The following is a 24,596-nucleotide window of genomic DNA, read 5'->3' as shown; positions in this document are numbered from 1 at the left end:
TTTATTCGGCTGCTTAATGGTTTGTTTTCAATGCTTTGTAGTTCTATTTCAATCGCATCACAGGAAATATGTATTTCGAATAAAGACGTTAATAACGATAAACTTAAACAAGCTAAGCTAATGCCAAATAAAATAATCCCTGTGGTATTAAATTCAATAAATAAAGCAAACATCGAAAATGTACACAGTAAAAAAGAGGCTACGCCGTACACCTGCATTGTTCTGATTAAGTTTATTCGTTTACGTAAGTTAGTGATTTGAGCGACTACAACAGGTCGGATAGATTCACCTTCGCGCGCATTTAACTCCCTAATTAATTGCGCTAAAACTAAAAATCGGTTTGTATAGGCTAGTAATAGCAGCGATATGGCCGGGAAAAGTAGGCCCGGGGTTGTAAGTGTCATGTTTATTCCCTAAAAGTGCAGCATGCTAATAATTTAGCGCAGGATATTGATAACACAAAATAAATGAGGTGAATATTGCAAAATATTAATAATAAAAATTCAACTGATAGCTCCTTTCAATGGGTTACAATTTATAAAGCCGAAAATACCCTTGAGGCTAATATTATTAAAGGTTTAATACAAACCAGTGGCATCGAATGCAAAATAAAAGGTGAGATGCTCCAAGGCGCATTGGGAGAAATTCCATTTGATCAAGCACAAGTTAGTGTGCAGGTTTATGCGATAAAAGAGCGCCATGCGCGCCAAATATTGGTAAACTATCAACAAGTAAAACAATCCGCTCCAGATTGGGTATGCCCTAACTGTAATGAGCATAATGGATCAACATTTGATTTTTGTTGGTCGTGTGAGACGTTAAAGAATGACTAAAGCAAATAATTTTCAGCGTATTAGAGAGCTTAACTATTTACAAAAAGCTGTTTTAGCAAGTGCTTTAATAGAGCGAATGCTGCCAAATTACGGTTTATTTAGCGAAGCAACGGGGTTTGGTGATGAAACCTTACTTCGTAATTCGCTTAATGTTTGTTGGGAAAAAATATTACTGCCTAAAAGTAAAATAGATCTCGAAAAACAAGTTGAAAAAATAGAACCGAATGTTCCTGAGCTTGCTGATTTTGATATGTTTGGTACTTACCCTGCTATTGATGCTGCAACGTCTTTACTTAGCTTAATGCACGGTTTAATGGCGCAAGATGAGCAAGAGTTCATTAGTGTTAGTAAAATTTCTCAAGCAACCGTAGCCCGCTTTATTGAGTATCAAATGACGGTTGAAGGCGAGATTGCAGATAACACGGCCGTTAGAGAGCATCCATTAATGCAATACGAAATTGAAGTATTAGGTGAGCTAATTGATTTTGTAGAAAATATGGGGCGTATTACCTCTGATAGCGTGAAGGCACTTAAAAAGCTTGCCCTAGAAGATGGCCAAACAAATATTGGCCTTACGTTATAAAAACAGCGAAGTGAAATTTTAAAGGCAGGAGAAGTACAGTGCGAATTTTAGGCATTGAATCGTCATGTGATGAAACAGGTATTGCAATATACGATGACGAAAAAGGCTTGTTAGCTCATCAATTATACAGCCAGGTAAAAGTACACGCTGATTATGGCGGTGTAGTACCGGAACTTGCATCGCGCGATCATGTTCGTAAAACGCTACCACTTATAGACGCAGCTTTTGCACAAGCGGGTTGCGGCCCAGAAGATTTAGATGGCATTGCTTATACTGCAGGCCCCGGTTTAGTTGGAGCATTATTGGTAGGTACTTCTATTGGTCGTTCATTAGCATACGGTTGGGACATTCCAGCTGTTGCTGTTCATCATATGGAAGGGCATTTACTTGCTCCGATGCTTGAAGAAAATATTCCTGAGTTTCCGTTTATTGCATTGCTTGTATCGGGCGGTCATACCATGATGGTTAAAGTAGCGGGTATTGGACAATACGAAGTACTAGGTGAGTCAGTTGATGATGCCGCAGGCGAAGCCTTTGATAAAACGGCTAAGTTACTTGGTCTTGACTACCCTGGAGGTCCGCGCTTAGCTAAAATGGCTGAACAAGGCGTTGCGAAGCGCTTTATTTTTCCTCGCCCGATGACCGACAAACCAGGTCTTGATTTTAGTTTTAGTGGTTTAAAAACTGCAGCATCAATCACTATTCGTGAAAATGACGACGACGATCAAACTAAAGCTGATATAGCGCATGCATTTCAAACAGCGGTTATTGATACGCTGGTTATTAAGTGCAAGCGAGCGCTTAAACAAACAGGTATTAAGCGTTTAGTAATCGCCGGTGGCGTAAGTGCAAATACACAGCTTCGACTGCAGCTTGAACGCGTAATGAAAGGTATGAAAGGCGAAGTTTTTTATCCGCGTACTGAATTTTGTACCGACAACGGTGCAATGATTGCTTATGCAGGAATGCAACGATTAAAAGCAGGTCAGTTTGCAAGTCTTGATATGAAAACAAAACCTCGCTGGCCAATAGATAGCCTTGAGCCTATTTAATTATACCAATTGCATTAAATTAGTGATCTATTATAGCGATAAGAAAATAGCTCAATAACAAGGCTAAAATTATGATACATAGTTGTTCTATATAAATAATTTTTAACGTAGTTAGTGAGTTATTTAATACGCTAGAATGATTATGTTTTTAATAAAATTGGTATTACTCTTACATTAACTGTTTTCGTTTTCATCAGTGGGTGCTTTTTTAGCGCCTACTTTTGGTTCTTCCCCACTAAATAATCGAATAATATTAGTACGGTGACGAAATATAATTAACAACGTGATAAAAGTAACGGGAAGAGTATAAAGTGGTTTTATTAGCCATGTATATAAGGGCGCTAAAGATACAGCTACAAGCGCTGCCAGTGATGAATAGCGTGTTATTGCCACTATAACTAACCAAGTGCACACAAGTAAACCAGCCAGTGATAAGCCAATAGGTAATAATGAGCCAAATGCCGTTGCTACGGCTTTACCGCCTTTGAAGCTAAAAAACAGTGGGTACATATGGCCTAAACAAGCAGCTACTGCGACTAAACCAAGCTCTAAAGGTTCAACTTCTAAAAAATAAGCCCCCCATACCGGAATAGTGCCTTTTAAAATATCAAACACTAAAACCAAGCAAGCCGGAAATGCTCCGCCTAATCTATAAACATTTGTAGCCCCTGGGTTGTTAGAACCACTATTACGAGGGTCAGGGAGTTTGAACAACCGCGACACTAAAATAGCCGACGAAATCGACCCAAGTAAATAAGCTAAAACAAACATTAAAGTGGCTAACACACGCTTCCTTATTTTTTAATTGCTATACCAATTGATAGTACTTTTAAGCTATTATTGGCAGCAAAATTTATCGTGAAAATTATTAACAGGCTATTTAATAGCTAGTTTGGTTATTTTGCTATTGTAGAAGTTATTTTCACATATTTAAACACTGGCTAAACCATATACAGTATTAATTTTATTGATGCTTTGTATAGTTGCTTAGTCGTTTGTTGTTATTTGGAGTATCAATGGATAAGGTTTTTATATCTCAATTGCACGTCGACACTATTATTGGAGTGTACGACTTTGAAAAAGAAAGTAAACAGAGCCTTTATTTTGATATTGAAATGCTTAGTGATATTAAGCCTGCAGCCGAAAATGACGATATTAATTTAGCACTGGATTACTCAAAAGTAAGCGAACGCGTTATTAAGCACTGCACTGCAAAACCTGTTGAGTTGCTAGAGACTTTGGTTGAGCAGTTGGCTGAGATTATTTTAAGCGAGTTTAATACGCCACAAGTTACTATAAGAGTAAGTAAACCAGCAGCAGTAGCACAAGCACAAACTGTGGGTGTTGAAATTACACGTGTTAAGGCAACTGACTAAATGGCTCAAATTTATATCAGCCTAGGGTCAAATATAAATAAAGCGCATTATATACAATGTGCATTAATTGCACTTAAGCAGCACTTTGAGCACATTGTGCACTCGTCTGTTTTTGAAAGTGAAGCAGTTGGGTTTGCTGGCAATAATTTTTATAATTCAGTAGTTGGCGCTACAACTGATATGTCGCTTGCTGATGTATGCGCTTTATTAAAACAAATAGAGCGTGATAATGGGCGTACAGCGAACGACAAAAAATTTAGTCCACGAACGCTCGATTTAGATTTACTGTTTTATGATGATGTAACTTGCGATTCCCCAGCGCAATTACCACGTGATGAAATAACTAAAAATGCATTTGTATTACAACCTCTGAGTGAGGTTGCCCCAGATTTTTATCATCCTGTAGCTAAGCAAACGATTGCGCAGTTATGGAATGAATATAATAACCCTCAACAAAAGCTATGGAAGGTGGAGTTTTCTAACCTATGAGTATTATCGAAATAATTATTTTAGCCCTCATACAGGGATTTACTGAGTTTTTACCAATATCGAGTTCTGCGCATTTAATTCTCCCATCGCAAATTTTAGGCTGGGAAGATCAAGGGCTTGCGTTTGACGTAGCAGTACATGTTGGTACTTTAATAGCCGTTGTTATTTATTTTCGTAAAGAAGTAGTAGATATACTAAGCGCATGGTTTAAATCTTTTGGTAAGCAAGGCACTACCGATGACAGTAAATTAGGCTGGTGGATTATACTAGGTACAGTGCCTGCCGCTATTTTAGGTTTACTTTTAAAAGACTTTATTGAGTTATATTTGCGAAGCGCTTGGGTAATTGCTACTACCACCATTGTATTTGGTTTGTTGCTTTGGTACGCGGATGCAAAAGGGAAACAAATTAAAACTATTTATCAGCTCAATTGGAAAACGGCACTTATCATTGGTTTTGCACAAGCTGTTGCAATGATCCCGGGTACTTCTCGATCAGGTATCACGATGACCGCTGGTTTAATGTTGGGTATGAATAAGCAAAGCGCAGCGCGTTTTTCGTTTTTACTAGCGATTCCGATTATTTCTATGATGGGGCTTTATTATATTGCAGAGCTTGCACTGGGTGACCATGTAGTTGATTGGAATACATTATTGCTTGGTGTGGTGCTATCGTTCTTATCGGCTTATGCATGTATATTTATGTTTTTAAAAGTAATAGAGCGAATGGGTATGTTGCCATTTGTAATATATCGTTTATTACTCGGTGTAGGTTTGATTGTATTTTTAACGCTATAAACAAACTTAATTAGTAAAACCAAAAAAAGCACCTTTAGGTGCTTTTTTGGTTTTAAACTCAGCTTATAAATTTAATAAATAAGCTTCAATAAAGCGGCGTTGGTTAGCGGCTTTTGGCGCTGTTTTAAATATAAGTGTATTACCATTTTTACGTAGTTTTAGCTCATTAGTAAATTTACATTCGATAGCATTGAACTGAGCTATGTCGTTTTTAAAACTTTGGTCTTTTTCGCACATGTATGCCATTTCGTTTGCAACTTGTGCACAAAATGAACCCACTGGATATTCTTTTAGGTTTTCATCATCAATGCTTTCCCAATCAACATTGGTATTTATTTTTAATCCGCATTGCTTATCTATTTCGCTATTAGCGGCAGCTATATTTTTTTGTTGATACCCTAAATGCTTTTCACGATTAAACTTCGCTAGTTTAGCTTGAGTACCTTTATTTAACTGTTGATCGTATTGCGCTTTTAAGTCTTCAACAATGGCAGGGTTTGACTCTTCTTTTTTTGATAAGTAAATTCCATCACGAGTGTCTGGAATATAAAGATTGTAAGAGCAACAGCGGTAGCCTTCCTCAACACTTACTAAACTTCTTTGTGTACCATCGTAAGTATATTTGTAAGCTTTATTACTACCATGAGGTTTTAATTCGGTTAAAAATACAATCCCATCAATATCATGGTTTATGCCTGTTACTTTTACTAAAGCTTGTTTTTTATCTGTTGTTGGGGCAATAACAACATTAACGCCTTCGCCCGAACTTAGTTCTATTGGGTACTTAGCAAATTCCAAAGCAAAGCTTTTTTGACTAAGTAAAATACAGGCTATAAAGAATAGTTTTTTCATATTAAGTCCTTTTTAAGTTTTAAAGTTATACAGCAAGCTGGTTTATAACATTGATAATAATTGATTAAAAGCAATACAGGGTAGGTGAACGTGCCTATTTTTTGATTTTTAGCGTTTAAAAAACTAATTAACGTGTTTTTGGCACGAGTGAATTGTGCAGACGTACATAGTAACTAAGCACGAATTTTGGCATTATAGCGCCATTAAACTTTGCATAGCTGTAAAGTGAGCATACGATTTAAGGAAAGTATATGCATATACATATTTTGGGCATTTGTGGCACGTTTATGGGTGGTATTGCAGCCATTGCTAAATCATTAGGTCATAAAGTAACGGGTTCTGATCAAAACGTTTACCCACCAATGAGTACGCAACTTGAAGAGCTTGGCATTGAACTGACTCAAGGCTACGACGTATCTCAATTAGAGCCAAAACCAGATATGGTAGTTGTCGGTAATGCAATGAGCCGTGGTAACCCGTGTGTTGAATATGTGCTTGATAAAGGTCTGCCTTACACCTCAGGCCCTGAATGGCTTAAACATAATTTATTACAAAAATCGTGGGTACTTGCTGTAGCGGGTACGCATGGAAAAACAACCACAGCAAGTATGCTTGCGTGGGTTTTAGAGTATGCAGGTTTAAAACCAGGGTTTTTAATTGGCGGCATAGTCCAAAATTTTGGTGTATCGGCAAAAGTGGGTGAAACGCCATTTTTTGTTATTGAAGCCGATGAATACGACACTGCTTTTTTTGATAAGCGCAGTAAGTTTGTCCATTACCTTCCACGTACACTTATTTTAAATAATCTTGAATTCGATCACGCTGATATTTTCGAAGATTTGAACGCAATAAAAAAACAATTTCATCACTTAATGCGTACATTACCTCAAAGCGGCAAGGTAATTTGGCCAAAGCAAGACGTAGCGCTTAATGACGTAATAGCACAAGGGCTTTGGAGCGAAAGCGAAACGCTAGGCGATGATTGGAGCTATGAATTAATAAAAGCCGATGGTAGTGAGTTTAATGTACTTTTAAATAACGAAAAGCAGGGCACTGTTTGCTGGCAAGCAATAGGCGAGCATAACGTTAAAAATGCAATTATGACTATCGCAGCAGCGCGTCATGTGGGTATAGCTGTTGATCATAGTATTGATGCCTTAGGAGAATTTATTAGCCCTAAAAGGCGTATGGAGCTAAAGGCTGATATTAATAATATTAAGGTGTATGACGATTTTGCGCATCACCCAACAGCAATTAAAACTACGCTTGCAGGACTGCGCGCAAAAGTAGGTGATGAAAAAATTATCGCTATTTTAGAGCCGCGCTCAAACACGATGAAAATGGGCGTGCACCAATATACATTATTAGATTCACTGCGTGATGCTGACGACGTACTACTTTTTGAACCAGAGAATCTAAATTGGTCGCTAAAAGAGCAAGCAGATAAAGCAGGCATGCAGTGCTTTAGCAGCACGCAAACAATTATTGATACGGTGCTTGAAAATATTGAGCCTAATCAACATATTTTAATTATGAGTAATGGCGGTTTTAATGGCCTTCATCAACACCTTGTTGATGGTTTAGCTGATAAATACAGCGGAGAATAGTGTGCAATTTAAAGATAGAATTACGCTCGCTTTTAGCGGTGCATCAGGTGCGCCTTATGGTTTAAGGTTACTTGAAGTATTGCTTGAACAGCAATTTCAAGTTTACGTACTTATCTCAAGTGCAGCGCGAGTGGTGCTTGATACAGAATCAAATATTAAGCTCTCTGGTAACGAAGATAAAGCCACTGAGCAGTTAAGTACGCTGTTTAATGCTAAATCTGGGCAGTTAAAAGTATACGGTAAAGATAACTGGTTTAGCCCTGTGGCATCGGGCTCTGCGGCACCTAAAAAAATGGTGGTATGCCCGTGTAGTGCAGGATCGGTTTCTGCAATTGCGGTAGGGGCGTCAGATAATTTACTAGAACGCGCCGCCGATGTTGTAATAAAAGAACGCGGGCAGCTAATTTTAGTACCGCGCGAAACACCATTTAACGAAATTCATTTAGAAAACATGCTTAAGTTATCTCGTTTAGGGGTAACTATTATGCCAGCAGCACCTGGTTTTTATCATAAGCCACAAAGTATTGAAGACTTAGTCGATTTTATGGTGGCAAGAATTTTAGATCATTTAAACATTGAACATAACCTAACAAAACGTTGGGGTTATGGTGAGGGTAAGTAATGGTTAAGCAAAATATTGCTTTAAATATAGAAGGCCTTACTAAGGTTTATAAAAATGGTGTTGAGGCCATTAAAGGCGTTGATTTACAAGTTTACGAAGGTGATTTTTTCGCTTTGCTTGGCCCAAATGGAGCTGGTAAATCAACCACTATTGGTGTTATTTCCTCACTTGTTAATAAAACAAAAGGCAAAGTAGAAGTATTCGGTTGCGATATTGATACTGATTTAGAAGCCGCAAAAGCGCATTTAGGCTTAGTGCCGCAAGAGTTTAACTTTAGTCAGTTTGAAACGCTTAGCCAAATACTTGTTAATCAAGCTGGTTATTACGGTGTTCCACGCGCTGAAGCCCATAAGCGTGCTGATAAATACCTAGCTCAACTTGGTTTACTTGAGAAAAAAGACAAGCAAGCGCGTACGCTTTCAGGTGGTATGAAACGCCGCTTAATGATTGCACGTGCGCTTATGCACGAACCAAAGTTGCTTATACTTGATGAGCCAACAGCAGGTGTAGATATAGAGCTTCGTCGCTCAATGTGGGATTTTTTACGCCAAATAAATCAGCAAGGCGTTACCATTATTTTAACCACACATTACCTTGAAGAAGCAGAGTTACTGTGTAAAAACATTGCGATTATCGATAATGGTCGAATTGTTGAAAACACCACAATTAAAGCACTGCTTGCAAAGCTTGATAAAGAAACGTTTATTTTAGATTTAAAAACGCCTGCAAATCCTGTAACGCTTGATGGCTATAAATTTACCATGACAGACGATCGCACTGTTGAGGTGGAAGTTGCTAAATCACAAGGGTTAAATGCTGTGTTTAGTGCATTAACAGCTCAAGGTAATACTGTATTGAGTATGCGAAATAAAGCAAACAGACTAGAAGAGTTATTTGTAGGATTACTAGAGCAAGGGCGGGGCGAATAAATGTTTAAATATGGCGTAGCCTTAAAGAGTTTATGGATTAAAGAGTGTATTCGTTTTTTACGTATTTGGGTGCAAACCTTAGTACCGCCAGCAATTACAATGAGCTTATATTTTGTTATTTTTGGTAACTTAATTGGTTCACGAATTGGCGATATGGGCGGTTTTAGCTACATGGAGTTTATTGTACCGGGCCTTATAATGATGTCGGTCATTACCAATTCCTATTCCAACGTAGCCTCTAGTTTTTATTCAACAAAGTTTCAAAAAAGCATTGAAGAGCTTTTAGTTGCACCTGTACCTAACTACATCATTGTTCTAGGCTATATGGGTGGCGGTATGACGCGCGGTATTATGGTGGGCTTTATAGTTACTTGTGTATCGTTGTTGTTTGTAGATATTCAAATACATAATATTTTTGTAATAATGGCGACGGTTATTTTAACTTCCGCTGTATTTGCTTTAGGTGGTCTGATTAATGCGATTTATGCAAATAGCTTTGACGATATAAGCATTATCCCCACCTTCATTTTAACGCCATTAACTTATTTAGGTGGTGTATTTTATTCAATTACCCTATTGCCTGAATTTTGGCAAAATGTATCACAAGTAAACCCAATTATTTATATGGTTAACGCGTTCCGTTATGGCTTTTTAGGCGTGTCGGATGTTGATTTAAGCGTGGCTCTTGGGGTTATTTTAGTATTTATAACAGCGTTATTTACATTAGCGCTTACATTGATTAAAAAAGGTGTGGGGCTAAGACACTAATGAGTGATGCAAATTCACGTAGTATTGTATCTAATCAAGCGGGTATTCACGAAAAGCTTGATGAAATAGTAAATAAGCACTTAGATGCTGAATTTAAAAAGCCAATTGCAGCACACACCCAAGCCGCATTTGACGAGGTTAATGCTAAAGTACAAGCCTTTAGTGGCCCGCTTATTTTAGACTCGTGTTGTGGCGTAGGTGAAAGCTCAGCTAACTTAGCTAAGCGCCACCCAGATGCACTTATAATTGGTATTGATAAATCGTCGCACCGATTAGATAAGCACGATGTTGAATATAAGCAAACCGACAGTGGTCAGTACATCTTAGTGCAAGCAGACTTAAATGACTTTTGGCGTTTAGCGGTAGCTGCTAATTGGCAACCTACGCACCATTATTTGTTGTATCCAAACCCGTGGCCTAAATCTAAGCATATTCGTAGGCGCTGGCATGGCGCAGCTATTTTTCCATTTATTGTTAAGTTAGGTGGAAAATTAGAAGTACGCAGCAATTGGGATATTTACGTTAAGGAGTTTGCTCGGGCGCTCGAATTAACAGGCAACCCTTGCGATGTAACGCTTTATGAGTCAGACGATGCCATTACGCCTTTTGAGCGTAAATACTGGGCCAGTGGCCAGCAAAGCCACCGACTCGTTATTAACTTACCTCGCTAAAGTAAGTTAAAGTGCTAATTCTTCTTCTATAACCGTACTAACATGTGACACTGGGTGGGCAAAGTAGTTGCCTTGCATTAGTGTCACATTCGCCTTTTTAAGTGCGGTTACTATGGTTGCATTTTCTACCGACTCTGCCATTAATTGCAAACCAAGTTGATTAGCAAAACTGGCTATATGTTCAATAAATAAATAGATATCTTTGTCATTCACTATTTGCTTTATTAGTGCGCCATCTAGCTTAATACCATCTACTTCCAGCTTAAGTACGTTTGATATATTTGAATAACCACTACCAAAGTCATCAATAATAACCTTAACGCCTTTCGTTTTAACCATTCCAATAAATGCTTTTACCTCAGAAAAGTTGGCAATAGCTTGGGTTTCTAAAAGCTCTAGTGTGATATTACCAGGATGCGGGTAGCGCTTAAGTTCGTCCGCAATAAACTCGCTTAAATTAGGGTCGAGCATATCTTGTGCTGTTATATTTAAACTCCAGCAAATATCGGTTTTTCTAAAGCGACTAACACATTGTGAAAATATAGTACGGGTAAGTATTCCGTCCATTCTTGATCGAGTAACAACATTTAAAAATGCATCAGGTTTCAACACTTCCCCTTGCGCCGTTACCATTCGAGCTAAACATTCGTATTGAACGACCTTGTTGGTATTTGTATCAATAATGGGTTGAAAGTAAGGCACTATACGGTTGTTATCAAACGCTTCACGCACCTCTTTAGCCATTTCAACATTGTATTGATATTGCGTTTTTACATCGTGTAGCGCTTTTGAGTAGTTAACTACGCTATGCCTGCCTTGTTTAGCTTGCAGCGCCGCTATATGAGCGTTTTCAAGTAGTAGCGATTTATTGCCACTGGCAATACCTGCACATAGAGTTATATAAATAAAAGGGTCAGTTAACACTGGGGTATTAAAGTTATATGTTTTTACGAGATCGGTAAATTCGTCATTACTCATTTCTTTAGGCGCGAGTAATACTATTTTGTTGGTTGCTAGTCTGTATATATGGCAATGCGCAGAGCTTCTGAATTTAAAGTGAATAAGTAAGTTTTTCATTACTTTATCACCCACTTCAGTGCCGTAGAAACTGTTTATATCTTCTATTTCATTAACCCAAATAACGGCTAACTGCATGTGATGAGCATTACTTTTTTTAATAAAGTACTCAAGAGCAATATGATTTGAAAAACCAGTACTTGAGTCAGTTGCTAACGAGCGCTTTAGTAAATAAATATATATGGCGGCAACAAGTATCGCGATAAAAAAGAAGAAGCTAGCCATTGCAGCTGCTTTTGATACGCTTTCTTTAAGTTTCTCGTTTAAATTGTAAATAGTTATATCGGCACCCGTTAAATAGGTATTGCCGTTAATAGGGTCAACGTAAGGAATAAAAATAGTTTTAAAGTGGCCCCACTGATCGCTCGATATTTCAAATACAGGCTCGGTTGAGTAAAAAGCACTTATATTGGCATCGGTAGCTTCAGGGTAGAGATCTAAAAATTGAGTTACTTTGCCATTATTCTGATCGTCTTGCGTGTAGCTTGATGAGCTAAAAAGAACCTTTCCGTCTTTTAAAATCATTGAATACACATAAGCAATATCAAGTGCTTGAGCAAACTCAGAGAGCTGTTTACTTTTATCTTGATAGTAAGAAAAACTTATGTTGTCGCCTTGATTAACCGCACTTAAGTAATTTTCACCTAAAATATGTTTTACGCTGGTGGCTGCATTAAGTAAGCGATTATCAACCGACTGCATTATTTCAGCACGCGTGGTTTGGTAAGTGTAGTAAACATAGGTAAGTAAGCTTATTAAAAACAAGCTAAAGCCTGCCACTATCCAACTAACTTTGACTCTTCCTTCTGGCATATGTGTCCCTTTTTTGTTATCAAATTTATTATACCCAAAATAAGTAAATGCCCAATAAATAATTAGGTTTGGTAGAGTTTTAATTAAATTATCATTTTTTTGTCATCGCTTTGATTGCTTTTATAGGTTTAAACGAGACATTTTAGTTATATTGCAGTAAAGTTAGCGCAATTTTTAAAGAAACACGATTGCTCTAAATGTCCTAATAATTAGGCGTTTTTGATGGGTAAGCGCGTGTTTTAGCTACACACACTAGGTATTGAGATGGATCAAAAGCGTTGTGCCGTCGCCTCTAAAGAAAGCCTTAAGCGTATATTTACTGTACCTGAAGCGCCAGACTCAACTTTAAGCAAAATCGAGCTTGAAATTTCGAGTAATTTAGCAGGTTTTCTAAACGAAAATATAGCGGCAATTGAAAAACCATTACATGAAATCGAAAAAGATTTTCAGTCGGCAGTGATCCCAGAGGATCCAACGTTTGTATCTGCTTATGCCCAAGACATAATGGAGCAACTTGTTGCACATTCTGTGCATACAGCTGCGCCTAGCTTTATTGGTCACATGACCTCTGCCTTGCCGCATTTCTTATTACCGCTGTCAAAATTGATGGTAGGGCTAAATCAAAATCTAGTAAAAATAGAAACGTCTAAAGCGTTTACGCCTCTTGAGCGTCAAGTGCTTGGAATGATGCATCATTTAGCTTATGGGCAAGAAGATTCATTTTATTCTAAATGGATGCACAGTGCTAAAACCTCATTAGGTGCATTTTGCTCTGGTGGAACGGTTGCTAATATTACTGCGCTTTGGATTGCTCGAAACCGCTTATTAAAACCCGATGGCGATTTTAGAGGTATCGGCGCACAAGGCCTAATTGCCGGTATGCTGCATTACGGCTATAAAGGTTTAGCAGTATTAATATCAGAACGCGGACATTACTCATTAGGTAAATCGGTTGATTTACTCGGTATTGGCCGCGATAACTTAATTGGTATTAAAACCTGCGAAAATAATAAAGTTGATGTAGGAGCTATGCGCGAAAAAGCACGTGAGCTTGAATCGCAAGGCATTAAAGTAATGGCGATTATTGGGGTAGCGGGTACAACCGAAACCGGTAATATTGACCCACTTGATGAAATGGCCGACTTAGCACAAGACATTAACTGCCATTTTCATGTAGATGCTGCATGGGGAGGAGCAACCCTTTTATCGAACACGCATCGCCCTTTATTAAAAGGGATTGAGCGAGCAGATTCAATTACCATCGATGCACATAAACAAATGTATGTACCAATGGGAGCGGGCTTAGTTTTATTTAAAGATCCCGCTGCAACTGATGCAATAGAGCATCACGCTGAGTACATATTACGTAAAGGTTCAAAAGACTTAGGTAGCCACACGCTTGAAGGCAGCCGACCTGGTATGGCAATGTTAGTACACGCTTGCTTACGTGTTATTGGTCGCAAAGGTTACGAAATGCTGATTGATCGAAGCATCAAAAAAGCACATTACTTTGCTGATTTAATTAAGGCTGATGAAGACTTTGAGCTTATTTCGGAGCCTGAGTTGTGCTTATTAACGTATCGTTATGTACCTAAGCAAATTAAACAAGCAATAGCCGATGCTGATGCAGCAACTCGGTTAGATATTTTTGCTTCACTGAACCGTTTTACTGCCAGTATGCAAAAACGTCAGCGAGAGTCTGGTCGCTCATTTGTATCACGTACTCGTTTAACGCCTTCTAAATACGACAATCAACCAACAGTTGTATTTAGGGTGGTACTAGCTAACCCGCTTACTTCAGGTGCTATTTTAAAAGAGATATTAGCTGAGCAAAAAGAGTTGGCAGCAACAGATCCGGTATTCAAAAAATACTTAAGAAAGTATATGTAATCTAAATACAAAAAAGGGTCACTTAATGAAGTGACCCTTTTTGATATTAGAATAGCTGATTAAATTACTAATGCAGAATACGTGCTCTAATTGTACCCTCAACAGCGCTTAGTTCTTTAAGTGCTACTTCAGATTGATCTGTATCTACATCAATAACTACATAACCAATAGATGCGTCTGTTTGTAGGTATTGCGCAGCAATGTTAATACCGTGCTGTGCAAACGCTTGGTTAATTTGCGTTAGTACACCAGGGCGGTTGTGGTGCACGTGTAATAAACGGCTACGATTAGCAAGCTCAGGCAGCGATACTTCAGGGAAGTTAACCGCGGTAATAGTTGAGCCATTATCTGAATATTTAGCCAGTTTACCCGCTACTTCAATACCAATGTTTTCTTGTGCTTCTTGTGTTGAGCCACCAATGTGCGGCGTTAAAATAACATTGTCGAATTGACGCAGTGGCGATACAAATTCTTCATCGTTAGATTTTGGCTCAGTAGGGAACACATCGATTGCTGCACCACTTAGTTTTTTCTCTGTTAGTGCTTCTGCAAGTGCATCAATATCAACAACAGTTCCGCGTGAAGCATTGATCAAAATAGATCCCTGCTTCATAACAGCAAGCTCAGCACTGCCAATAAGGTTTTTAGTTTGCGGTGTTTCTGGTACGTGTAAGCTAATAATATCAGAGCGTTGTAACAGCTGAGTTAGGTTATGCACTTGCTTTGCATTACCCAGTGATAACTTATCTTCGATATCGTAATATTCAACGTTCATACCGATGTTTTCAGCCATAATACCTAGCTGAGTACCAATGTGACCGTAGCCAATAATACCTAAAGTTTTACCACGTGCTTCAAACGAACCATTTGCTGTTTTTAACCAGCCACCACGATGAGCCGCTGCATTACGCTCTGGAATACCGCGTAATAAAAGTAGGATTTCACCAAGTACAAGTTCAGCAACTGAACGAGTATTAGAAAATGGTGCGTTAAATACAGCAATACCGCGTTCGCGTGCTGCATCTAAATCAACTTGGTTTGTACCAATACAAAAACACCCAACAGCAACTAGCTTGTCAGCTGAGTCTAATACGGCTTGGTTAATATGAGTACGAGAACGAAGTCCTACAAAGTGAACATCTTTAATGCGCTCTTTTAATTCGTCCTCAGGTAAGGATGTTTTAACGTAGTCGATATTGCTGTAACCGTTACGTTTTAGCGTTTCAACAGCGCTTTGGTGAACACCTTCAAGCAAGAGAATTTTAATTTTGTCTTTTGCTAACGATACCTTACTCATAACCTCATCCTATTTAATTTGTGGCCCATTTTTAGTACCGATAATCACTTTATCAGCACCACGCATTGCAAATAGGCCGTTGGTAACTACGCCAACAATTGAATTTATTTGTGCTTCAAGTTGTTTAGCATTGGTAATTTTTAAGTTAAATACATCTAATATAACGTTACCGTTATCGGTAACTACGCCTTGGCGATAAACGGGGTCACCACCAAGCTTTAATAATTCTCGTGCAACGTAGCTGCGAGCCATTGGAATAACTTCTACCGGAAGCGGGAAGTCGCCTAATGTTTTTACTAATTTGGTGTCATCTACAATGCACACAAATTGTTTAGCTACAGCGGCTACTATTTTTTCGCGAGTGAGGGCTGCACCGCCACCTTTAATCATTTCGTTTTGATCGTTTATTTCGTCAGCGCCGTCAACGTATACATCTAAAGCAGCAACGTTATTAAGCTCAAATACTTCAATACCTAACGCTTGTAAGCGCGCGGTTGAGGCTTCTGAGCTTGATACAGCGCCTACAATAGTGTCCTTTACTGAGCCAAGGGCATCAATAAAGTGATTAACAGTAGAGCCTGTACCCACACCTACAATAGTGTTTTCTTTTACAAACTCGAGTGCTGCCCAAGCAGCTGCTTTTTTTAATTCGTCTTGTGTCATTGCTTTGTGCTCATGTATGTCAGAAATATGCGGTTAGTAATCAAATTTAATTGTTACCAACAGTATGTTTTATCTGGGGTGATAATGGTTTTAAGTGGTACATCCCACGACTCGATTGGTAGAGCCTCAACTTTTTGGCATTCATGTGCAAGGCCAATTAGTTGTGGTTTTTGCCAATTTTGTTCGTGTAAACGTGCCAATGTCCGGTCGTAAAACCCACCTCCCATTCCTAGGCGATTACCTTGTTTGTCAAATGCAACTAATGGCATAAGGAGGTAATCAAGCACTGGTAATGGGCATATTTGAGAGCAGTTCAGCTTAGGCTCCAAGATACCATAGCGATTTGCTCTCATGGGTGAGTTTTTCTCATAGCGCTGAAATAGTAAATTAGCGCCATTAAATGGGTGTATTATAGGGAGGTAAACAGCATGGTTTAAACTCCATAATTCTTTAATTAACAATGAGGTGTCTAGCTCTCCATCATTACTTAAATAAATGGCAATATGCTTTGAATTCGTTGTTTTTTCGCTTTTTAAATGTTGAATAAAATTCATTTTTAGCGATTGAGCAGCAATTATTTGCTGATTATTTGACAAATTATTACGGGTGTTACGAATTTCAGCTCTTGTTTTTGCGCGTTTATTGCTCATTAAATTAATTAGCCATTCTTAAAAAGAGAATAAATCGGGAAAAATTAAAAAAACAGCCAGTACGATTAGCAAAATGGTGGCAGTTGCAATCAATGAATATAAAAGTAAGTTACTGCGTTTTTTAGGAGGCGCTAAGTCATCATCTAGCATTAGGTCGTCATCTTGCCATTCGTCAATATTTTCGTCTGGTGCTTTTAATTGAGTGTCAGGAAGTCGTTGCTCTAACTCGTCTAACTTTTCTTCAAGGCGAATTAAGCTGCTAGTGATGTAATCGAGTGCATCAAAAATACGTTCGTCACGTTGGTTGTTATTTGCAGCAGGGTTTGAGCCATTTTGAATGATGTTTGAAACAGCTTGAAGCTTACTTTTAATGCCTAAGCTTGCTAGTAATTTAGCCTGTTTTAACGCTTTGTCTTTATCGCTTGGTGCAAACAGTGGCTTACCTTTAAAAAAAAGAGCTACTTTTTCGTCTGACGTTTTTAATTTTGCAGCTAAATTTGTACATGCTGTTTTTATGTCAACGCTATCGGCAAGTCCTGCAAATATAACGCGAAAGTTATCGGCCATTTAACTGTCCCTAAAGCTTTTATAATGAAATGAGTATATACCTAAAGTACAAAAGAATTCGAGGTCGATTTAATAGTTATTTTGTAGACGCGCTACAAACAATATAGCGAATAAGTTTTAGATGCAAAAACGGCCCTTAAAAGGGCCGTTTTTAATTTACTACAACAATTTTGGCTTAAAGGCCAGCAGCTGCGCGAAGTGCGTCTGCTTTATCTGTACGTTCCCATGGGAATTCGTCACGACCAAAGTGGCCGTAAGCCGCTGTAGGAAGGTAGATAGGGCGCTCTAAATCAAGCATTTGAATTAAGCCGTAAGGGCGCAGGTCAAAATGTTCACGAATAAGCTCGATTAAACGGCTTTCTTCTAGCTTGCTTGTACCAAACGTTTCAACGCTGATAGAAGTAGGCTCTGCAACACCAATTGCGTAAGAAACTTGCAGCTCACACTTGTCAGCAAGACCAGCAGCAACAATGTTTTTAGCAACGTAACGTGCAGCGTATGCAGCACTACGGTCAACTTTTGATGGATCTTTACCAGAGAATGCACCACCACCGTGACGAGCCATACCACCGTATGTATCTACAATGATTTTACGACCAGTTAAACCACAATCGCCCATTGGTCCGCCAATTACAAAGCGACCTGTTGGGTTAATGAAAAACTTAGTTGCACTTGTAATAAGTTCTGCAGGAAGTACCGGCTTGATGATTGTTTCCATCACCGCTTCTACTAAATCTTTTTGTGAAATATCTTCGCTGTGCTGAGTAGAAAGTACTACAGCATCAATACCTACTGGTTTGCCATTTTCGTATGCAAAAGTAACTTGAGATTTTGCATCTGGGCGTAACCAGTTAAGCTCGCCGCTTTTACGAACCTCAGCTTGGCGCTGAACTAAACGGTGTGAGTAAGTAATTGGAGCAGGCATTAGTACTTCTGTCTCGTTACATGCGTAACCAAACATTAAGCCTTGGTCGCCAGCGCCTTGTTCTTCTGGGCTAGTACGGTCAACACCTTGGTTAATGTCAGGAGACTGTTTACCAATAGTGTTTAAAATTGCACACGAGTCTGCATCGAAACCCATGTCTGAATTTGTGTAGCCAATGTCACGAATTGTTTTACGTGTAATTTCTTCGATATCAACCCATGCGCTAGTAGTGATTTCACCACCAACCATAACCATACCGGTTTTTACGTAAGTTTCGCATGCAACACGGGCATGAGAGTCTTGCTCTAGGATAGCATCAAGTACCGCATCAGAGATTTGATCGGCGATTTTATCCGGATGACCTTCAGAAACTGATTCAGAAGTAAATAAATGTTTTGCCATTGTAATTCTGCTCACAAATATTGCGCTTCACAAACGTCGGTATTAGCGCTAAAAAATTAAGGGGCGTATTTTATCGAAAACAAAACACCTTGCATAGTGTTTTTACGCCTAGACGTCTAAATAAAATGTATAATAACTTTTTGGTCTTAAAAAATATTCATAATGCCTCATTTTTATGGGGTTTTTAATTGCACACAGCCCCCACAATAAGTAAGAATGGTGCCATAAAAGCTCTTAAGTGACTTATGAGCATAAACGATTACATAAATACCCGCGCAAATACACATAAAGGTAGGAGAATTCATGCCATCTCGCAAAGAACTTGCAAATGCTATTCGCGTCTTGTCAATGGACGCAGTACAAAAGGCCAAATCTGGTCACCCTGGAGCCCCTATGGGCATGGCCGATATCGCAGAAGTACTATGGCGCGATTATCTAAAGCATAACCCAACAAATCCAGAGTGGGCTGACCGTGACAGATTTATTCTTTCAAACGGCCACGGTTCAATGCTTATCTATTCTCTATTGCACCTAAGTGGTTACGATTTACCATTGGACGAAATTAAAAACTTCCGTCAAATGCATTCTAAAACACCAGGTCACCCTGAATACGGTTATGCACCAGGAATCGAAACTACTACGGGTCCATTAGGTCAAGGGATCACAAATGCCGTAGGTATGGCAATTGCTGAAAAGGCGCTAGCTGCACAGTTTAACCGTGAAGGTCACGATATTGTTGATCACTTTACCTATGCATTTATGGGCGACGGTTGCCTAATGGAAGGTATTTCTCATGAAGCGGGTTCACTTGCTGGCACATTAGGCCTTGGTAAACTTGTTGCATTTTGGGATGACAACGGCATTTCTATCGATGGTGAAGTAGAAGGTTGGTTTACAGATGACACGCCAGCTCGTTTTAAAGCCTACGGTTGGCATGTAATTAGTGGTGTTGATGGTCACGACAGCGATGCTATAAGTGCTGCAATTAGCGAAGCAAAAAGCGTTACCGATAAACCTTCACTAATTTGTTGTAAAACAATTATTGGTTACGGCTCACCTAATAAATCTGGTAGCCACGATTGTCACGGTGCACCACTAGGTGATGACGAAATTAAAGCGTCTCGCGAATTCTTAGGTTGGACTGGCGATGCGTTCGAAATTCCTGATGATATTTACGCACAATGGGATAGCAAAGAAAAAGGTCAACAGCTTGAATCAAGCTGGGACGAAAAATTTGCAGCATACGCAAAAGCATACCCAGAGCTTGCAGCTGAATATAAGCGTCGTATTAATAACGAACTGCCTGGCGATTGGGCTGAAAAATCTCAAGCGTATATTGAGCAATTACAAGCAAACCCAGCAAACCCAGCGTCTCGTAAAGCGTCGCAAAATGCATTAAATGCGTTTGGTCCGTTATTACCAGAATTTATGGGTGGCTCAGCCGATTTAGCTGGCTCAAACTTAACAATTTGGGATGGCTCTAAAGGTTTAACACGCGATGATGCAAGCGGTAACTACATTTATTACGGTGTGCGTGAGTTTGGTATGTCAGCAATTATGAATGGTATTGCCCTTCATAAAGGCTTTATTCCTTACGGTGCTACGTTCTTAATGTTTGTTGAATATGCAAAAAATGCCGTACGTATGGCTGCATTAATGAAGCAACCAAGCATTTTTGTATACACGCACGATTCAATTGGTTTAGGTGAAGATGGTCCAACTCACCAACCAGTAGAGCAAATTGCAAGCATGCGTTTAACGCCTAACTTATACAACTGGCGCCCGTGTGACCAAGTTGAGTCGGCAATTGCATGGCAACAAGCTATTGAGCGTAAAGACGGCCCTACATCGCTTATCTTTACTCGCCAAGGTCTTGAGCAACAAGCGCGTGACGCACAGCAATTAAGTGACGTTAAAAAGGGTGGTTACATCCTTAGCTGTGACGGCAATCCAGAGATTATCTTTATTGCGACGGGCTCTGAAGTGCAACTAGCACAAGATTCAGCAAGCGAACTACGCAGCCAAGGTAAAAAGGTACGTGTTGTATCTATGCCTTGTACTGATGCCTTTGAAACGCAAAGCGCAGCATACAAAGAAAGCGTATTACCGGCATCAGTTTCACGCCGCGTAGCAGTAGAAGCTGGTATTGCTGACTACTGGTACAAGTACGTTGGTTTAAACGGCGCAGTAGTAGGTATGACTACCTTTGGTGAGTCAGCACCTGCAGGTGAGCTGTTTGAGCACTTTGGTTTTACAGTGGCAAACATTGTAAGCAAAGCAAACGAGCTTTTTTAATCGCTTTGATTAAATAAAGTAAGTAATTGAAAAACCCGCACATGTTGCGGGTTTTTTTATGCCCTTACATGAAGCAACTTCACCTTGATCAATGCAGCTTTCCTTGCAAGAAAGTAAGCTATCAGGCAAGGTAGTGCGATAAAATTTATAAATAAAAATCTTAAATTAATAGCAGGAGCTAAAAATGCCAAAGTTCGATAACGTGAGTGTAGTAAAAAAAGCCAATGTATATTTTGACGGAAAAGTGTCGAGCCGTACCGTTATTTTAGGCGATGGCGAAGCAAAAACGTTAGGCTTTATGCAACCAGGTGAGTTTGTTTTTGATACAAACCAAAAAGAGTGCATGGAGCTTTTAGCTGGCCAATGGGATATTTTATTACCAGGTGCAAGTGAGTGGAAAACATTTAATGCAGGTGAGTCGTTTAATGTAGATGCAAACGTAAGCTTTAAAGTAAAAGTATCTGATTTTGCTGACTACTGTTGTTCGTACACAGATTAATCAATCAGAGCTTAAATTAAGTAGACGTCTGAAAGCCCATGCAATGTGGGCTTTGCATAAACTTTGCGCAACACATGATTTAAATCACCAAAAGCCGTAAATAATCCTCAAATATCTCTCTTTTTTCCTTGTGTTAATCTAAATAGCCCCCAATACTAATTGTAGGTAACAAATAAAAGGATACCCTATGAAAATTAATCTTTCTGGTCACCATGTTGAAGTTACTGACTCTATTAGAGAGCACATCAACGAAAAATTTTCAAAAATCGAGAGCCATTTCCCATCGCTTATTGCGCTCGATATTATTTTGTCTAAAGAGCATCATAAGATCCAAGCTGAAATTAGCACAAATTACGAAGGCACGCGCATATCGGTAAAAGGGGAAAACGAAGTTATGTACCCAGCTATTGCAAGCGCAGCTAAAAAACTCGATGCGGCACTAAAACATCGAAAAGGGCAAATAAAAGCAAACTTACACGAAAAGCCTGTAAGCACGACACCTGAAATCGCACACGAGATCATCCAAGAGATGGATCTTAAATAAAAATTAGTCACAAAGTATTGTAAAAAAGAGCCGCCTGGCTCTTTTTTATTGCCTGTAATTTCTGTAAGTTAGAGGCTCACACACACACTATTTTTGAGCAGTAAATGAACCAAGCAGTATCGAAATGGAAATCAAGCCTGAACGCGCTTGGCCCTGGGATTCTCATGGCAACAGCCGCTATTGGAGGTTCTCACTTAGTTGCCTCTACACAAGCTGGGGCAATATTTGGCTGGCAATTATTTTGGCTTATCCTCGTTGTTAATGTTTTAAAGTACCCGTTTTTTCGCTTTGGTATGGAATACACTCTCGCTACTAAAAATAGCCTAGTAGAGGGGTATAAAAGTAAAGGTCCGTTTTACTTTTATAGCTTTATTGGTTTAAACATTGTAGCCGCCGTTGTTAATACCGCCGGCGTATTACTGCTTACCGCAAGCTTACTGCATTACGCTCTACCTATTGTTATTGAAGTAACCTTACTTTGTTGGATGCTGCTAGGGGTATGTTTAGTTATATTACTACTTGGGCACTTTAAAGCGCTCGATAACGTTGCTAAAGGCATTATGGGGCTGCTTACACTCGCGACTTTAATTGCCCTTGCCATTGCATTTAGTAACGGTCCAATGGCACCTGCTGACTATGTAGGGCCTTCACCGTACGAACTTGCCATGCTGAGTTTTATGGTGGCTTTAATGGGTTGGATGCCAGCGCCTATCGAAATATCTGCATTAAGTTCTTTATGGCTAAAAGAAAAACAAGCGCAGCAAACAGTTTCTAAAAGCCAAGGCTTATTCGATTTTAATGTAGGTTACTGGCTTACAGCTGGCTTAGCCTTGGTATTTTTTAGCTTAGGTGTATTAGTGCAATACGGGCAAACCAGCAGTATAGAACTCGGTGGTGTCGCGTTTGCCAAGCAGCTTATTGATATGTACGCATTAACAATAGGGGAGTGGGCAAGGCCGCTTGTATCAGCAATTGCCTTTTTATGTATGTTTGGCACCACACTCACGGTGCTTGACGGTTACGCCCGCACGCTCAATGAGTCTCATAAACTACTTGGTTTTAAGCAATCAAAACACAGTCTAAATATTTGGTTAATACTACAAGCACTTGCCGGTATGGCGGTTATTTTATTTTTTAAATCAGCCCTTGGCCCCATGCTTACCTTTGCGATGACGCTTTCATTTGTTACAACGCCTATTTTTGCATGGCTTAACTTTAGCCTTGTGCGCTCAGAGCCAGCTATTAAGCACAGCGTATTACTACGCAGCTTAACGTGGTTAGGCTTAGTGTACTTGGTTGGTTTTGCTTTAGCTTTTATAATTTGGAAGTTGGCAGCCTAATTAAAGATCAAAGCCCTATAACGGGCACTCTACTTTGTTATATTTATACTCAATAGGGAAAATCTGACCTTCTGCGGATTTTTTTATACTCTTATCGACACGTAAAATACTATTTTTAAAATCATCGACTAAACGATATCGCATTTCAGTCATTGAGTTTTCGCCTAAAATGTATATTTCTTCTTGGCGGATCTCCCCTCCATCTGCAATAGTAAGTGTAGTGATAGCATTTACAGTATTTCCTCCAAGGCTGTTTAGTACTCCTTCAACAATACCTTCATACCCAACGCTGTATTCAACTGATTGGGAGTAACCTAACTTTGTCCCTGTTACTTTTGTACCGTAAATATCTAATTTTAATTCACGCGTTTCGGTAACGCCTTCTTCACTACCCTCATATTTGTAACAAGCAATATTACCAAAATCCAGTTCGTCGTCAGAAATGTCATTCTCTATAGAAAACACAAACAGCTCACCTGTTTTTTTAATCTGGACACCGTAACGCGATGTTTCTGCAGTTGATACTAAGCTTGCTACAGTCACATCTTTGGTTTCTTTGTAAAATATACTTCCTGAGCCAAAACAAATGTTTGCCTCTGTTGTATCACAAGCTTCAATATTTGAATGATTTTCAATCTCTTTTGGAAGAGTGATATCATTCCAATTGTTAGCAAGTTTTTGTGTTGAAGTTTCGGATGCGCTATCTAATACAACTTTTGTCGAGTTGGAAGTGAAATAGTTGTAGCCAAAAAAACCGGCTAAAATGAGTAAAATAACAATAAAAATATTTTTCATAATGGATGAATTACAACAGCTTTAATCAAAAGTGCGTGAATTATAACGGTTTTAATCAAAAGTTCAATTTGGTAAAGATTACCCTTACTCACAATTGAAAACCACGTGTAAATAAGTTATTCAGTAGTGCGAACAAAAAAATACTCGCCCTCTGATTTGGGTAACGATCCGCTTTTTATCAGGTCGCTCATAAAACAAAAATAAACAAGACACCAACAAAACACCCACCCTAAATTTTGTTGTTAAGTATGTTTTATTAA

The 24,596-nt window shown here is 39.0% G+C and carries 26 protein-coding genes; 16 read left to right on the top strand and 10 right to left on the bottom strand.

Annotated elements, in window-relative coordinates:
- The coding region (locus GQR46_RS02065; RefSeq protein ID WP_165739650.1) for a DUF2721 domain-containing protein at positions 1-404 on the bottom strand (404 nt) is incomplete at its 3' end.
- A 75-nt stretch (positions 405-479) separates the two neighbouring features.
- Here GQR46_RS02065 and GQR46_RS02060 point away from each other — a divergent pair.
- The 3 genes from GQR46_RS02060 to tsaD are packed head-to-tail and all read left to right on the top strand — an operon-like array spanning position 480 to position 2,468.
- Positions 480-833 (top strand): DUF2007 domain-containing protein, encoded by a 354-nt coding sequence (locus tag GQR46_RS02060; RefSeq protein ID WP_010554404.1) that lies wholly within the window; start codon positions 480-482, stop codon positions 831-833.
- On the top strand, positions 826-1,416 hold the full coding sequence (locus GQR46_RS02055; RefSeq protein WP_165739648.1) for a YjaG family protein: 591 nt from the start codon (positions 826-828) through the stop codon (positions 1,414-1,416). Before GQR46_RS02060 ends, GQR46_RS02055 begins: the two co-directional genes overlap by 8 nt.
- A gap of 38 nt (positions 1,417-1,454) precedes the next feature.
- A complete protein-coding gene (gene tsaD, locus GQR46_RS02050; RefSeq protein ID WP_010554406.1) occupies positions 1,455-2,468 on the top strand; it encodes a tRNA (adenosine(37)-N6)-threonylcarbamoyltransferase complex transferase subunit TsaD in 1,014 nt (337 codons plus the stop codon).
- A 174-nt stretch (positions 2,469-2,642) separates the two neighbouring features.
- Here tsaD and plsY read toward each other — a convergent pair whose 3' ends face one another.
- A complete protein-coding gene (gene plsY, locus GQR46_RS02045; protein ID WP_165736229.1) occupies positions 2,643-3,254 on the bottom strand; it encodes a glycerol-3-phosphate 1-O-acyltransferase PlsY in 612 nt (203 codons plus the stop codon).
- 230 nt (positions 3,255-3,484) lie between these two features.
- Here plsY and folB point away from each other — a divergent pair, with 230 nt between their 5' ends.
- Genes folB through GQR46_RS02030 form a run of 3 tightly spaced genes read left to right on the top strand, consistent with a single transcriptional unit; the run spans position 3,485 to position 5,130 of the window.
- Entirely contained in the window at positions 3,485-3,844 is a 360-nt protein-coding gene (gene folB / locus GQR46_RS02040; RefSeq protein WP_007584738.1) for a dihydroneopterin aldolase, read from the top strand.
- Positions 3,845-4,333, top strand: coding sequence for a 2-amino-4-hydroxy-6-hydroxymethyldihydropteridine diphosphokinase (folK, locus tag GQR46_RS02035; protein ID WP_007584740.1), 489 nt, complete (start codon positions 3,845-3,847; stop codon positions 4,331-4,333).
- Positions 4,330-5,130 carry an undecaprenyl-diphosphate phosphatase gene (locus tag GQR46_RS02030; RefSeq protein ID WP_007584742.1) on the top strand — a complete coding sequence of 267 codons (801 nt, stop codon included), beginning with the start codon at positions 4,330-4,332 and terminating at the stop codon, positions 5,128-5,130. Before folK ends, GQR46_RS02030 begins: the two co-directional genes overlap by 4 nt.
- Before the next feature lie 63 nt (positions 5,131-5,193).
- On the opposite strand, the gene GQR46_RS02025 is transcribed toward GQR46_RS02030, so the two are convergent.
- On the bottom strand, positions 5,194-5,982 hold the full coding sequence (locus tag GQR46_RS02025) for a hypothetical protein (RefSeq protein ID WP_165728432.1): 789 nt from the start codon (positions 5,980-5,982) through the stop codon (positions 5,194-5,196).
- Positions 5,983-6,233: 251 nt separating this feature from the next.
- On the opposite strand from GQR46_RS02025, the gene mpl reads away from it, so the two are divergent.
- From mpl to GQR46_RS02000, 5 genes are read left to right on the top strand one after another with little or no spacing between them, the layout of a single operon-like run.
- Positions 6,234-7,589 (top strand): UDP-N-acetylmuramate:L-alanyl-gamma-D-glutamyl-meso-diaminopimelate ligase, encoded by a 1,356-nt coding sequence (mpl, locus tag GQR46_RS02020; protein WP_024594077.1) that lies wholly within the window; start codon positions 6,234-6,236, stop codon positions 7,587-7,589.
- Position 7,590: 1 nt separating this feature from the next.
- Entirely contained in the window at positions 7,591-8,211 is a 621-nt protein-coding gene (locus GQR46_RS02015) for a flavin prenyltransferase UbiX (RefSeq protein WP_007584746.1), read from the top strand.
- Positions 8,211-9,140: an ABC transporter ATP-binding protein gene (locus GQR46_RS02010; RefSeq protein WP_024594076.1), complete on the top strand. Its 930-nt coding sequence runs from the start codon at positions 8,211-8,213 to the stop codon at positions 9,138-9,140. The genes GQR46_RS02015 and GQR46_RS02010 overlap by 1 nt, the downstream gene beginning before the upstream one ends.
- A complete protein-coding gene (locus GQR46_RS02005) occupies positions 9,141-9,908 on the top strand; it encodes an ABC transporter permease (protein ID WP_165739646.1) in 768 nt (255 codons plus the stop codon).
- Positions 9,908-10,579 carry an SAM-dependent methyltransferase gene (locus GQR46_RS02000; RefSeq protein WP_007584750.1) on the top strand — a complete coding sequence of 224 codons (672 nt, stop codon included), beginning with the start codon at positions 9,908-9,910 and terminating at the stop codon, positions 10,577-10,579. Before GQR46_RS02005 ends, GQR46_RS02000 begins: the two co-directional genes overlap by 1 nt.
- Before the next feature lie 6 nt (positions 10,580-10,585).
- Here GQR46_RS02000 and GQR46_RS01995 read toward each other — a convergent pair whose 3' ends face one another.
- Entirely contained in the window at positions 10,586-12,469 is a 1,884-nt protein-coding gene (locus tag GQR46_RS01995) for a GGDEF domain-containing protein (RefSeq protein ID WP_165739644.1), read from the bottom strand.
- 264 nt (positions 12,470-12,733) lie between these two features.
- Between GQR46_RS01995 and panP the strand changes: the two genes are divergently transcribed.
- A complete protein-coding gene (gene panP, locus GQR46_RS01990; RefSeq protein WP_024594075.1) occupies positions 12,734-14,359 on the top strand; it encodes a pyridoxal-dependent aspartate 1-decarboxylase PanP in 1,626 nt (541 codons plus the stop codon).
- A 67-nt stretch (positions 14,360-14,426) separates the two neighbouring features.
- Here panP and serA read toward each other — a convergent pair whose 3' ends face one another.
- From serA to metK, 5 genes are all read right to left on the bottom strand, one after another.
- Entirely contained in the window at positions 14,427-15,656 is a 1,230-nt protein-coding gene (gene serA / locus GQR46_RS01985) for a phosphoglycerate dehydrogenase (protein WP_024594074.1), read from the bottom strand.
- 9 nt (positions 15,657-15,665) lie between these two features.
- On the bottom strand, positions 15,666-16,319 hold the full coding sequence (gene rpiA, locus GQR46_RS01980; RefSeq protein WP_024591469.1) for a ribose-5-phosphate isomerase RpiA: 654 nt from the start codon (positions 16,317-16,319) through the stop codon (positions 15,666-15,668).
- 53 nt (positions 16,320-16,372) lie between these two features.
- Positions 16,373-16,969 (bottom strand): 5-formyltetrahydrofolate cyclo-ligase, encoded by a 597-nt coding sequence (locus GQR46_RS01975; protein WP_165739642.1) that lies wholly within the window; start codon positions 16,967-16,969, stop codon positions 16,373-16,375.
- 18 nt (positions 16,970-16,987) lie between these two features.
- Positions 16,988-17,536 (bottom strand): hypothetical protein, encoded by a 549-nt coding sequence (locus GQR46_RS01970; protein ID WP_165739640.1) that lies wholly within the window; start codon positions 17,534-17,536, stop codon positions 16,988-16,990.
- Between the two features lie 175 nt (positions 17,537-17,711).
- Positions 17,712-18,863, bottom strand: coding sequence for a methionine adenosyltransferase (metK, locus tag GQR46_RS01965; protein WP_101164183.1), 1,152 nt, complete (start codon positions 18,861-18,863; stop codon positions 17,712-17,714).
- 303 nt (positions 18,864-19,166) lie between these two features.
- Here metK and tkt point away from each other — a divergent pair, with 303 nt between their 5' ends.
- The 4 genes from tkt (at position 19,167) to GQR46_RS01945 (ending at position 23,541) form a co-directional block, all read left to right on the top strand.
- Positions 19,167-21,158 carry a transketolase gene (gene tkt / locus GQR46_RS01960; RefSeq protein WP_165739638.1) on the top strand — a complete coding sequence of 664 codons (1,992 nt, stop codon included), beginning with the start codon at positions 19,167-19,169 and terminating at the stop codon, positions 21,156-21,158.
- Between the two features lie 184 nt (positions 21,159-21,342).
- Entirely contained in the window at positions 21,343-21,657 is a 315-nt protein-coding gene (locus GQR46_RS01955; RefSeq protein WP_002958974.1) for a pyrimidine/purine nucleoside phosphorylase, read from the top strand.
- A gap of 187 nt (positions 21,658-21,844) precedes the next feature.
- Positions 21,845-22,201 carry a ribosome-associated translation inhibitor RaiA gene (gene raiA / locus GQR46_RS01950; protein ID WP_007376058.1) on the top strand — a complete coding sequence of 119 codons (357 nt, stop codon included), beginning with the start codon at positions 21,845-21,847 and terminating at the stop codon, positions 22,199-22,201.
- A 164-nt stretch (positions 22,202-22,365) separates the two neighbouring features.
- Positions 22,366-23,541, top strand: a complete 1,176-nt coding sequence (locus GQR46_RS01945) for a divalent metal cation transporter (RefSeq protein WP_206009424.1) — start codon at positions 22,366-22,368, stop codon at positions 23,539-23,541.
- Between the two features lie 15 nt (positions 23,542-23,556).
- Here the strand turns inward: GQR46_RS01945 and GQR46_RS01940 are convergent, their stop codons facing one another.
- Positions 23,557-24,336 carry a hypothetical protein gene (locus GQR46_RS01940; RefSeq protein WP_165739634.1) on the bottom strand — a complete coding sequence of 260 codons (780 nt, stop codon included), beginning with the start codon at positions 24,334-24,336 and terminating at the stop codon, positions 23,557-23,559.
- Positions 24,337-24,596 lie beyond the last annotated feature (260 nt).

It is taken from the genome of Pseudoalteromonas sp. Z1A6 (assembly GCF_011378745.1).
GTDB classification, from domain to species: domain Bacteria; phylum Pseudomonadota; class Gammaproteobacteria; order Enterobacterales; family Alteromonadaceae; genus Pseudoalteromonas; species Pseudoalteromonas arctica.
The sequence above is the reverse complement of the archived record's forward strand: the minus strand, read 5'-3'. Positions and strand labels throughout refer to the sequence as shown.

Coding starts and splice junctions, on each gene's coding strand:
- GQR46_RS02055 (WP_165739648.1), top strand. CDS start 826: ATGACTAAAGCAAATAATTTTCAGCGTATTAGAGAGCTTAACTATTTA.
- folB (WP_007584738.1), top strand. CDS start 3,485: ATGGATAAGGTTTTTATATCTCAATTGCACGTCGACACTATTATTGGA.
- folK (WP_007584740.1), top strand. CDS start 3,845: ATGGCTCAAATTTATATCAGCCTAGGGTCAAATATAAATAAAGCGCAT.
- GQR46_RS02030 (WP_007584742.1), top strand. CDS start 4,330: ATGAGTATTATCGAAATAATTATTTTAGCCCTCATACAGGGATTTACT.
- GQR46_RS02025 (WP_165728432.1), bottom strand. CDS start 5,982: ATGAAAAAACTATTCTTTATAGCCTGTATTTTACTTAGTCAAAAAAGC.
- mpl (WP_024594077.1), top strand. CDS start 6,234: ATGCATATACATATTTTGGGCATTTGTGGCACGTTTATGGGTGGTATT.
- GQR46_RS02010 (WP_024594076.1), top strand. CDS start 8,211: ATGGTTAAGCAAAATATTGCTTTAAATATAGAAGGCCTTACTAAGGTT.
- GQR46_RS02005 (WP_165739646.1), top strand. CDS start 9,141: ATGTTTAAATATGGCGTAGCCTTAAAGAGTTTATGGATTAAAGAGTGT.
- GQR46_RS02000 (WP_007584750.1), top strand. CDS start 9,908: ATGAGTGATGCAAATTCACGTAGTATTGTATCTAATCAAGCGGGTATT.
- GQR46_RS01995 (WP_165739644.1), bottom strand. CDS start 12,469: ATGCCAGAAGGAAGAGTCAAAGTTAGTTGGATAGTGGCAGGCTTTAGC.
- panP (WP_024594075.1), top strand. CDS start 12,734: ATGGATCAAAAGCGTTGTGCCGTCGCCTCTAAAGAAAGCCTTAAGCGT.
- serA (WP_024594074.1), bottom strand. CDS start 15,656: ATGAGTAAGGTATCGTTAGCAAAAGACAAAATTAAAATTCTCTTGCTT.
- rpiA (WP_024591469.1), bottom strand. CDS start 16,319: ATGACACAAGACGAATTAAAAAAAGCAGCTGCTTGGGCAGCACTCGAG.
- GQR46_RS01975 (WP_165739642.1), bottom strand. CDS start 16,969: ATGAGCAATAAACGCGCAAAAACAAGAGCTGAAATTCGTAACACCCGT.
- GQR46_RS01970 (WP_165739640.1), bottom strand. CDS start 17,536: ATGGCCGATAACTTTCGCGTTATATTTGCAGGACTTGCCGATAGCGTT.
- metK (WP_101164183.1), bottom strand. CDS start 18,863: ATGGCAAAACATTTATTTACTTCTGAATCAGTTTCTGAAGGTCATCCG.
- tkt (WP_165739638.1), top strand. CDS start 19,167: ATGCCATCTCGCAAAGAACTTGCAAATGCTATTCGCGTCTTGTCAATG.
- GQR46_RS01955 (WP_002958974.1), top strand. CDS start 21,343: ATGCCAAAGTTCGATAACGTGAGTGTAGTAAAAAAAGCCAATGTATAT.
- raiA (WP_007376058.1), top strand. CDS start 21,845: ATGAAAATTAATCTTTCTGGTCACCATGTTGAAGTTACTGACTCTATT.
- GQR46_RS01945 (WP_206009424.1), top strand. CDS start 22,366: ATGGCAACAGCCGCTATTGGAGGTTCTCACTTAGTTGCCTCTACACAA.
- GQR46_RS01940 (WP_165739634.1), bottom strand. CDS start 24,336: ATGAAAAATATTTTTATTGTTATTTTACTCATTTTAGCCGGTTTTTTT.